Source organism: Chloroherpetonaceae bacterium, from assembly GCA_033763895.1.
GTDB lineage: Bacteria > Bacteroidota > Chlorobiia > Chlorobiales > Thermochlorobacteraceae > JANRJQ01.
This window is the reverse complement of record JANRJQ010000011.1, coordinates 1-10,584: the sequence shown is the minus strand read 5'-3', so window position 1 is coordinate 10,584 and position 10,584 is coordinate 1. Positions and strand designations below refer to the sequence as shown.

At 40.0% G+C, this 10,584-nt stretch carries 8 protein-coding genes; all 8 read right to left on the bottom strand.

Annotation, left to right across the window (positions count from 1 at the left end):
• Positions 1-255: 255 nt before the first annotated feature.
• Positions 256-2,952 (bottom strand): hypothetical protein, encoded by a 2,697-nt coding sequence (locus SFU91_12385; protein MDX2129822.1) that lies wholly within the window; start codon positions 2,950-2,952, stop codon positions 256-258.
• Between the two features lie 291 nt (positions 2,953-3,243).
• Entirely contained in the window at positions 3,244-3,702 is a 459-nt protein-coding gene (locus tag SFU91_12380) for a hypothetical protein (GenBank protein MDX2129821.1), read from the bottom strand.
• The gene (locus SFU91_12375; protein MDX2129820.1) at positions 3,702-5,465 is read right to left on the bottom strand and encodes a hypothetical protein; all 1,764 of its coding nucleotides are present in this window, start codon (positions 5,463-5,465) and stop codon (positions 3,702-3,704) included. Before SFU91_12375 ends, SFU91_12380 begins: the two co-directional genes overlap by 1 nt.
• Complete coding sequence (locus SFU91_12370; protein MDX2129819.1) at positions 5,458-6,570, bottom strand: hypothetical protein; 1,113 nt, start codon at positions 6,568-6,570, stop codon at positions 5,458-5,460. Before SFU91_12370 ends, SFU91_12375 begins: the two co-directional genes overlap by 8 nt.
• A complete protein-coding gene (locus SFU91_12365) occupies positions 6,567-6,869 on the bottom strand; it encodes a hypothetical protein (protein ID MDX2129818.1) in 303 nt (100 codons plus the stop codon). The genes SFU91_12370 and SFU91_12365 overlap by 4 nt, the downstream gene beginning before the upstream one ends.
• Positions 6,869-9,268: a hypothetical protein gene (locus SFU91_12360; protein MDX2129817.1), complete on the bottom strand. Its 2,400-nt coding sequence runs from the start codon at positions 9,266-9,268 to the stop codon at positions 6,869-6,871. The genes SFU91_12365 and SFU91_12360 overlap by 1 nt, the downstream gene beginning before the upstream one ends.
• A 5-nt stretch (positions 9,269-9,273) precedes the next feature.
• Complete coding sequence (locus SFU91_12355; protein ID MDX2129816.1) at positions 9,274-10,029, bottom strand: hypothetical protein; 756 nt, start codon at positions 10,027-10,029, stop codon at positions 9,274-9,276.
• Positions 10,030-10,034: 5 nt separating this feature from the next.
• The gene (locus SFU91_12350; GenBank protein MDX2129815.1) at positions 10,035-10,454 is read right to left on the bottom strand and encodes a hypothetical protein; all 420 of its coding nucleotides are present in this window, start codon (positions 10,452-10,454) and stop codon (positions 10,035-10,037) included.
• Positions 10,455-10,584: the final 130 nt, after the last annotated feature.

The following is a 10,584-nucleotide window of genomic DNA, read 5'->3' as shown; positions in this document are numbered from 1 at the left end:
ATTTAAAATAAAAAAACCGGCAGGCAAGCCTGCCGGGCGTAACAGATAGACGTCCCCCACACCGTCTACCAACCTATACAAGGCGTATAGGCTTTGTTACTAAAGATGACGAGGTGCGTCCCCCATCCACACCTCATACTTCACAAGGCGTGAAGTATTTGTCATCGTTAATACAAAGATAAAACGCGATTTTCTTATTTGCAAGTTTTACGGACAAAAAAGTTTGAGAAATTCGCTTTAATAGTTTGAGAAAGCTTATCGAAGGTTTTCAAGGCCTTTACGGCGGTCTAAAAGACGGTTTAATTCTACACCATCAAGCTCTGCATTAAAAGACTTTCTCTGTATAGCTTTTCTTGTACTCCGCAACTCATCAAGCAACGGTTCTGAATCGAATGAAATAGACGAACCTTGAGGCATTAATGAACCCAGTATCTTAGGAAGCTCATAAGATGCATTTTTATTAGAAACCACACGCGAATTTGAACCCCCAACAAGCAATTCAGGCCCCTTCTCTCCAACAATAGAAACTCTGCCATAAGGCGGACGACCGCCTTCAGAAAAACCTAAAGCCGAAATTAATCCGCCAGCAACTGGAAGAGGGCCGCCAACCATCATTGTTAAAAGCTTCAAAATACCCCTTTGGATAAGTTCAGCCAATAGCCTTTGGCCAAAGTTTGACGCGACCTGACCAAGAGCATTGCCTAATTGCATTTTGGCTATGGTGCCTGTACGGAATAATTCATTAGAAATTGAATCCCCGAAACTCAATGCAATGTCTGAAAAGACAAGCTTAATCTGCTCAGAGTTCTGAGAAATACGGTCAGACATATTAACAAGTTCTTGAGATGCTTCTCGCGCGAGGTTAAGAGCCTCCCTGTATGTTTCAACATCTTCATTTCGCTTGGCTTCATCAGCTCGTTGAAGCTCTTTATCTCTTAATCCAGTAACAGCCGAAAAATCAAGTCTGGAGGATGATGACTGTAAAGATCGATTAAAGGAATACCGATAATCACTAGAGGCTTGACTTTTATCCACTCTCTTAAAAGCATCAGAAATTTGCATTCTATTTCGAAGCCTTTCCTGAACTTCCTTTACATCATACCCCAATTGCAATTCAATCCAAGCTTGTTCATCAAAATCACTTGTATCAAATGCAGCTTTAATTGAAATAGTTGAATCCTTCTTTTGAGAAGGCGTTTCTAAACCTAAAACCTGCCGGAGTTTTTGTCTCTTTTGGATTGCATTAAGCAAAAGACCTCTATTACGAATCGCTCTACTTGATTTCGGCGAAGTCTCTTTCTCCTGTTTCCTTGTCAATTCTCGAATTTCCTCATCAATTTTTTCTAAAACTGAAGGTTCGACAGTTGACTCTACAAGGAGTTCTTTAGAAACCATTTTTCTTTTGGGAGTAAGCGAGGTAATCTCTCTGTCAATATCTTGAATATTTCTAGCAATTAGGGAAATGAAGTAATTTGCATTATTAATTTTTCCATTAAGTTCTTCTTTTTCAGATTGAGAGAGTCCGTCTGAAAGAAGTTTGCTTTTATTAAGATTTACAGATTGCTGGTATTCAGAGATTTCCTTTTCTTTCGAAGACTTACTCTCTTTTAATATTCTAATGCGATCAACCGAATCCTTACCCTTTAAAATTCCGGCTTCAAGGTCTGAAATGTTTTTTTGTTCTTCTTTCACCGATCCAACCGCTTCGCCATCCTCTATTTTTTTTAATCTTTCTTTTGCATCAGCCAATTGCCTAGTTTTCTCTACAATATCGGCTAGAACAGGTTGCTTCTCTTTTAGTCGCGCTAATTCGACATCGTAAGATTTACCTGTTAAATTTGAAATCCTTTCAACTTGTTCCATTTCCGATGAAAGCTTTGAATAAGAACCGGCTAAAGCAATAATTGCTGAACCAGCCGAACCAATGGCCAATGGAATCAAGCCGACACCACTTGCCGCCATTGCGGCTCTCAAACTAGTTAGAGCTAAATTTAACGCATAGATTGAACCAGTCAGTATAATAACCGAAGATGCAAAAGTTTTAAGTGAATCAGGGGCTTGATTTATAGCTAACATAAGAGGATTAATCACTCCAAGAATTCTCCCTAAAGTCACGTCAAATTCTTTACCTGCTTGGGCGGAAAACTTCTCAACTTCGACTGAAAACTGTTTCTGTTTACCCGCGGCAGTCTGAAGAGATAACGAGTATTGGCCATTCACCTTTTCTCCTTGTGTCATAAACTCATTTACCAAAGCTTGAGCCTTCTCTTGATCAGTTAAAGCGCCAGCGCTCTTCTTTATTTGGGCAGCATACTCCGAATATATTGTCGATGGATTTTTTTGAAAGAACTTATCTGTTCCTTCATCAATACCAAGAATAGCCTGACTAAGAGCAACCATCGCCTGCTCAGCGTTATAACCTTGAGCTGCGGAAAGGTCAAGGACACGGCCAAATAACTCGTTGATTTTCGCGGCTTCACCTGCTTTTGAGGCTAACTTTGAAATTGAAGCTGTTAGTTCATTTGCCTCCTTGCGACTCAAAGAAAACCTTTTCTCAGCTGTGGAAGCAGTATCTTCCAATAAACCAAAAGAAACACCCGTTAGCTTTGAGGATGCTTCCAATTTCCTTGCAGCCATTTCATACTCACGAGAGATAGCAATAAGACCTTGATAATGTTGAAGCAAACCGGTTATCGTGGCACCAACAGTAGCCGCAGAGGCTGCTAAGTCTATCATTGATACATTTGTTTTACCTGATTGATTGCTTATTTCACTTAAACTTTTATGAATGGTTTGAAATTTGTTTTGCAACTCATTAAAATCGGTTGTTGGCATCGAAAGCGAGGAAATTTTCGTTTTCAATACATCAAAATCTTTGCTAAGTTGCTTTAACGCGGTTGATGCGCTCGAACTGCTTGCATCTATTCCAATTTTAACTTTAGCTTCTTTCATATGCAAAACAATCCTTTTCTTTGGGTCTTAATGATTTTTGCGGTTGTAATATTTCCCGCTTTAGGTATATTTTTTTTCTTCTTAACTACTCCCATTTTATTGGTTTATTTTTTGTATCGCTTCTTAAATGATAAGAATGAAGACACCACTGAAGAACTAAGGAAAATCCGTAGAGGTTTCTAATAATTCAACCACCCTCTAATAGGGATTTGATGCGTTTATAAAAACCCCTTTTCAAAACTTCAGAAATCTTCATCTCATCAAATTCCCCACTCAAAACATAAAGTTTCTCTACCTGCGAGAGTTCTTCCCACGCCTGCTCTTTGACGCTTTTGATTTGGACTTCCTTTTCGTTGTAACCGTAAGCTGATTCAAAAGCGCGTCCAATTGCCCGACTAATTTTCTCATACTTCTTCTGTAATACTCGAGTAGATTCGATTTCTCTGCACACAGCATAAAAAAAAATACAGCAACTTCTCTAAGAAGAACACCATCAATTTCATCGGGTTCAACTGGTGTTTGCCCAACGATAAGCCCATTCAAGAAATCAGCTGACTTTTGTTTATCACCGTCAAAGCACAAAGTTAAACGAGCGTTCACCTCAGCTGAATTGAACTGAGAAATGTCATCGATGCGTAAGTGAGACATAAAGACCGCAAGGCGATCTACCGTTGGCGATTGCATTAAATAGGATTTTTCTCCTACTAAAATCGGAGCATTAAGTAAAGAAGCAGTTATTTCCTTTGTCATCAGAATTCAATGAGTTTGATTTTCATCTCGTCATTTGCATCATCAATGCGAGCGTAGATTAGATTAAAATTTGTTCCGTTTGCAGCAAATTCAGAGTCACCAGCTTGGTAAACTTCCCTAAATAAAAACGATTGCGACTTCGCGTTAAGCGTTACTGAAATACGAGGTCTCTCTTGATTGAGATATTGCTCGAAAATGATTCTAGGTAGAGATAAAGGCACTGTATCAACTCTATAAGCAATAATCCCGCTAATCAATCCGCCATTATCGACGTTCACAGAACACTCTCTATATCTGTTATACTGAAGGCCAATGTCTGCATTGTGGCCGGGAACTTGAAATTTCAATTGAAATGGGGTTTTTATAGTAATCTCTTCGGTAAACTCTTGATGTTGCAATTCTCCAAATAAGCCGCCGTCGTATAATACGTTCGGAACACTTGAGTAATCCCCATTAAAAAACGCTACAGTACGAGGATATGATCCGCCATTACCAAAAGCCAATCTTTTATCCACTGATACAACCAAATTATTTGAATCAAGCACAACAGAAATACCCTCAATGGCAATCGATCTCGCTTTTGTGACATACTCTTTCGCGAATTCGACTTCCAATAAATTCTCGTTAATGGCAATTGGGGTAGTCAAAACTTTGGACTTCAAAAAGAATTGGCCATCAGTATCGAATCCAACAGTGAGACCCAGAATGGCGCAAAGGTAATTGAGAACATCTTCAATTGTCTCACAACCATAAGCCCAATGAGGCTCAAAGTTTGGGCCGTGATAAAGGAAGTAAGAATCGTTATTGTTAAATGCGAGGTTAACTACAAGGCCTGAATATGATGCTTCAACTCGGCCAAATTGGTTATAGAAAAGCCCTGAAGGAATTGTAATTGATCTACCGACTAAATATGAGAGCAGGTTTTCAAACAAAGGTTTTAACTGCAAGTATTCTCTCCCACCATTCGCCGTAACAGGAGGCAGATTAAAGGGTTGCAAAGAAAGTATATTGCCTTCACTATCTCTGACCCGGCGATCGAGTTTACGGCGAATACCATTCTCAAATTGAAGGGTTAAGGAAAGATTTTTCTGTGAGCTGAATTCAAGTGTCAAATTACCTTCAAATATCACCTGACCATTGATTACATAAACAACGCTTTCAATAATCTTAAAGGCATTAGAAAGCTCACGTGAAACCTCTTTCGTATTCAAAAGTGACTCAAGCTCTATGCGAAGTGTTGAGAGAAATAAAAAAGGCGTCGGCTCAGGTTTAGCGGTATTCTTTCCATACTCCCTTTCAGCAATACCTTTCCATTCTAATAACTCAAACAAGTTTTGAGAGTTAACCGCCCCAGTGATACCGGTATTAATCTTAAAGCGCAATTCAGCTGTCACGGTATTCCCGTTCTTAGGAATAGAAGCCGTAAGCCTTGTTGATTTAAGCGAGAATTGAAGCGTAATATCTTCATCATCTCCATCAAAACTCACATTTACAACAACAGTAAAAGTAGAATCTGTTGAATAGGGAGGAGTTCCTGTAAGGGAGAAAAAAGAGACATCATAGTACGTATCGAGGAGAGAACCCGGAGAAGGCTGAAAAAATGAAATCCAACCGGGTTTAGAGACGACCGTAACCTCAGGATACGGTCCGGGTAAAAATGCCGGAGGAATTACAACCCCGTTTTCCCTGACATCAAAAACAACTTCACTTGCAAACCCCATTGAAAAAAAAGCTGGGCCTTCTATTTGAGTTACGCTAAACATTAATCGTCACCTCCTTTACATCTGTCCCAAGAGCTGTTACTGCTTTAAGCTTAGTGATACTTGTTCCTAATGGCGAAGAAAAACTATAAGCACCGTTAGATTCCGTTTTTGCAACATACCCCAATGGTGTAGTAAAACGCTTCCACACCAAATCATCGAGCACAAAAAATCGGCATTCAACCCCTTCAAGGTTAGTGGTTAAGGTAACAGTGGGATTTGAATAAATTAAGGTAGGCGCATTGTAAGAGCTTAAAGAAGAAGTTTGTATAGAAGCATCTACAAAACTCAAGGTAAACCCTTTGCCAGTAACAAGCTTTTCAATGACGGATTCCTTTTCAATATCATCATTTTCAATTAAAAGGCGCCGAAATCCACTGGATCCCGGAGTAAGGTAGTTGTAATCAATCGTTTCGCTTTCCGCGAATATATTCCACGCTTTTACAAGTATCGTTTGCTGAAGTAGAGCCGCCTCAAGAGATCGGCCTAAACCGAGTCGCTTAGAACCTTCCAGGGGTGCGAACTTAATCCGGAAGGTGCGGCGAAAACCGCGCACTCGCCGATACCTCGTTCTTGAAAGGGATTCAAACGGGCTCTGATCAAATTCTATTCCGTCATTTAATTCAACGGCTTTGAGCTTTATATCTTCAAAGGTTGTGGTTTGCCCATTGACAATCTCACGACGAATCCAAACGATGTCTCCGGCAATGGGCGTTCCATCACCGTCAATTACACGTGAAAGCTCAACAGAAAGAAGTGACTCTCCTTCCTCATTCTTATGAGTTAAAGAAGAGATCGTAAGGTCATCAAAGACAATGTTGTTGTTACCTGAGGTTTCAGCATCAAAGTAAACCGTTGCCGTAATATGAGAAAGAGAAAGGTTTAAGACTGAAAAATTCTTGTGTGTGGCTTTGGGTAGTTCAAAGTTTATAAACTCCTTGAAATGACCAGAGCTTGATGAACCGCTTGGGGTTGTATGGAGTAAAGCTTCCTTTCTGTAAAAAGCGTTTTGCAATGTGTCTGTAAAATCAAAAGAAATAACCGAGCCTTGGTAGGTAAGCGCAAGCAAGATGCGCGTGATAGGGATGAAGTTTTCTGATGTGTTCATTCTTCAAAAAAATTTACTTCGAATTTTCCGTCCACTTCAATTACAGTATCCCAATACTCCGTAAAACCTTCATACTTATTCAGCTTTCCATTTTGATAACCCAAAAGCGGGAAAACCCTCTTACCTTCATGAAATGCGCATAGCTCCGATTGAGTTAGATTTGAAATATCCTCAATTGAATTAGTAGTTAGCTTAAAAAGCTTGTTATCAAAGAATGAAGCTCTTATCCTTAGTAAAGCTTCAAACGCTTTTTCATTGTACGCATTAGCTTCTTCGTAACTATCAAACCTTACCTTCATTAGTTAATACTCCCTAAAGTTATACCATATTTGTCCTTTGCATACCTTTCAAATGATGTAATAAGTTGATCAGAAATGTAACTATCATTTTCAACAATAAAGCATTCAGCAATTTGCTTTACAGAATTTGCACCAAAAGTCGTAGCGTTATCTCCGCCAAGTGATAATCTGAAATTCTGAGAGTTATCAGACACACCGCTAAGCCCTTCAACATCACCAGTTGAACTTGTCAAATTGACGCCATTCACTCTATTAATCAATTTTACACCTATTCTACTAATATCAAAACCAAACACAAATGTCTTAAGATTATGAGATGCAGTAAGTAATTGAGATGGGCTACTTTCTAAAGTTTTAAATGATTCTGTTGTGTTCGCATCCTTTCTCATTATAAGTCTTGCACTGCCATTTACAAGTATCGAGTAATCCAAAACCGTTACATTAGAACCATTTGTTTTAACGTGCTCAAATAATGTTGTTAAAGAACTACTTCCAAAACTCGAAATAGAAGCAATCATTAAAACTAAAGCTGCTTTTTTCCCTTTGTTAAACGAAAGCGATGTACTTGTATTTGAAAGATTTTGATTATTCCCTGAGTGTTCTGAAAGATAGAATTGAGCGTTAGGATTAAAACCGCTTAGACCTGCCGTGATTAATCTGCGTCTCGGCTGTTGAGATATGGTAGATTGTGAAAGCGAAAAAGTGTCATTTGTTAAAGAATAAAAATAAACATTGAATCCGGCGGCGGCAGTGGTAATTTCTGTTCCTTCAACTATAATTTGATTTCCGGCACCGTTATCATTCCACACAACCAAGCGCGGCGTTGTACCTCCAGCTTGAAAAGAAACAAACTCACCTACTTTTGCAAGAGACGCCAATACCGATGTGTTAACGCCTGTTATTAAACGAGAATTACTCGAATGATAACCCTGTACATTATTCGTCGTATTATTTGCAATTGATACCGTAAGACCTGACAATCTTTGGAATCCAAAAACATTTTTACTTGGCGTAGTAAGATTGTGCCAAGAAAATGGAGTTACTTTTTTAAGTGATCTACTTAGCGAAACAGACTTATTTGAACCTCGAATTTTTGTTACTCTAATCGCAAAATTGCCGTTCAAATCTGAATTTATTTGATCGTATTCAAGCAAGAATTTCGGGGTTACATTTGGCTGATTACTCGGAGGGCTTGAAACTAAGAATTCTGTGATTGGTTGGCCAAAGCCCCCAACAGCCGATGTTTCAACCGAATATGAAGTTGCCCGAATATCGCGTTTAATTTCAACATACCGTTCTGTAATTAGCTCTGCTCCATCTCCAATTCTATCATCTGAAGACTGAAACTCGGCAACGCCAAATTGCTCAACTTGAAATTGCCTTGTAACATAAGTAGAGACAGCAAAAGCCGAACGAACGCGCAGCCGAACATAGTACATCACACCAAAGCTTTCATTTTGAACCACAATCTCATTAATGGTTACGTCATTGCCTTGTAACACAATGTTTGTATAGGTGCTATTCAAACTTACGACATAATCGAACCCGGTTGCATTTTGAAAGTTTACCAAAGCCGGCCATCCTATTATGATATTGCCAATCTGGACGTCTGTTGATAGATCGGCAGGCGTAGGGCTTACAAAACTTGGCGATTGAATAAATGTTGTAAAAAACCGAACACCCGAAACCACATCCTGAAGCGAAATATCCGGTGCAAGAGCCGTTACACGCCACCAGTACCTGAGCCCTTGCTGTAAACTCAGTGAATGTGTTGTGCCGTTTATAACACCATTAAAAGACGTTTCTGTAAGTGATTCATTTAAGAATACCTCTAAGCGGTATTGACTGTATCCCGAAAGTGACTGCCAAGAAAATGCGACTGAAGCAGCGCTATCTACGAGCGCTTGTGATGGCGAAATAAGAGAAAGTGAGGGTAAGCTTTCATATTTAAACTTCGAGAGATAAACCGCAGGCCTCATTCTCTCCGTAAAGCGGAAAGTCAAGCGGGATTCAACACCAACTTTAATCTGATCGGTTGGTATCAGTTTAACTGAAAGAAATTCAATTTTCTCTTTATTGATATTGGAAGCAGATTTGACTTCAAATTGAATCAGGACTTTACTCAAATTAGCCGCAGCAAAGGCGATAATTGCCCTCTCAGTATCCGATGTTTGCGCAAGTGTAATTGCAACCGAAATATCATAATACCGGACTTCTTCACGGCCTTTCGAATCGCGACGGGTTGCCGCTTCAGCTGTAACAATTAAATCGCTTTGGAACCCGATATCGTAATAAGAGGCTTGTTCTGTGTTTTGAGCAAAAAAAACCTTCGCTCCCCCGCGATAAAGTACATTGACCTTATCACGAAGAAGCGAAGCGTAGTTTTGCGAAGGGTTCATAATGCTTAAGCCTTTATCTCAAAAAGAAATGTCCCAAATGCCGCCATTTCTCCCTCTGCAATGGTGAGTGCAACAGCGTTGGCATCCGCTCCATCACTATCGGTCGATGTTACAATCACCAAATCAGAACCCTGAACAGGGGTAAGTCCATTGTACTTTCTTGCTGTAATACGATTTGTTCCGGTACGCCGCGAAATTAAATCGAGCGCGGCGGCGAGCTGGAGGTAAGTGATATTAATTGCTTGAGTATTCACCTCACTCATAATCGTGATTGGGTAAGTATGAAACTCTTGACTTGTTTCGTATGCCGGTGTATAGGGTAGCTTTCCGATTCCAATTGCAACCACATCAATTAATGGTAGAGAATTATTATGCTCCGCCATTGGGGCAATGAACTGGAAGCGTGTATTAGGGTTGGCACGGCAAAGCTCAACCGGGTTCTGAAGTAATGTTACCGAAAGGTTAACAGCATCAGTTTCCGTGGCCACAGATATGTTTTTCCCACCAATATCTTTTGAAACAATATCACGATTAGCGGGTTGAACTTGAATTTTATCAGTCAGAAAGCCCAAACCGAAATAGGTATTTGCACTAAAAGCTGCCGGTGATGCAGTGTATGGATTAACCCCACCCGATTGTAAAGCACCGGTCGTAGCATTTACCGGCGCAAACGATAACCTTGAGGTTTTTGGGCTTCTGCGTTGGAGCTCACGGCTTCTACGGTTATTGCTATCCGTAGTGAAATTGATTGTTGTTGGCATTTTTTTTAATCAGTTGAATTAATTGAAAATTGGTCTAAGATGATTTCATATTCTTGTATCCCAACCCAGTAGGCTTTTTGGAAGTTATAAACGACCGTTTCGTCAACAGGGATGAATGGCGCTCGATGTACTTCATAGCCAAACATTGCCGACTCAACTTCATCAAGCAGCTCATAGACAGAGCTTTCATCGCTACTCAGCCCGTGCGCGCGCACATTCACAAAAAGCCTTATACGCTTTGTTACTTTTGTGGGCTCAAAATTCTCACCATCACGAACAAACCCGCCCCAAAAAACACGGACATCTCCACGCGAATGCGAAAGAGGTTCATCGGGATTATCAGGCAGTGCAGATACTGAAGCATTCAGGTTTACTAAAGCTTGAAGTGCCGCATCAATAATTTCCTTTCGGCTTCCATCCCACATAGTCACCTTCCAAAAAGATAAAATAGAACCAGTACCACAACCGCAACCCCAACCCAAAAAGTGAAATCACTTTTTACTGATAAAGATTGATACTCTTCTTTCAGCGCGATGTATGACGCCTTTAAGGTGT

Coding starts and splice junctions, on each gene's coding strand:
- SFU91_12370 (MDX2129819.1), bottom strand. CDS start 6,570: ATGAACACATCAGAAAACTTCATCCCTATCACGCGCATCTTGCTTGCG.
- SFU91_12350 (MDX2129815.1), bottom strand. CDS start 10,454: ATGTGGGATGGAAGCCGAAAGGAAATTATTGATGCGGCACTTCAAGCT.
- SFU91_12380 (MDX2129821.1), bottom strand. CDS start 3,702: ATGACAAAGGAAATAACTGCTTCTTTACTTAATGCTCCGATTTTAGTA.
- SFU91_12360 (MDX2129817.1), bottom strand. CDS start 9,268: ATGAACCCTTCGCAAAACTACGCTTCGCTTCTTCGTGATAAGGTCAAT.
- SFU91_12385 (MDX2129822.1), bottom strand. CDS start 2,952: ATGAAAGAAGCTAAAGTTAAAATTGGAATAGATGCAAGCAGTTCGAGC.
- SFU91_12375 (MDX2129820.1), bottom strand. CDS start 5,465: ATGTTTAGCGTAACTCAAATAGAAGGCCCAGCTTTTTTTTCAATGGGG.
- SFU91_12355 (MDX2129816.1), bottom strand. CDS start 10,029: ATGCCAACAACAATCAATTTCACTACGGATAGCAATAACCGTAGAAGC.
- SFU91_12365 (MDX2129818.1), bottom strand. CDS start 6,869: ATGAAGGTAAGGTTTGATAGTTACGAAGAAGCTAATGCGTACAATGAA.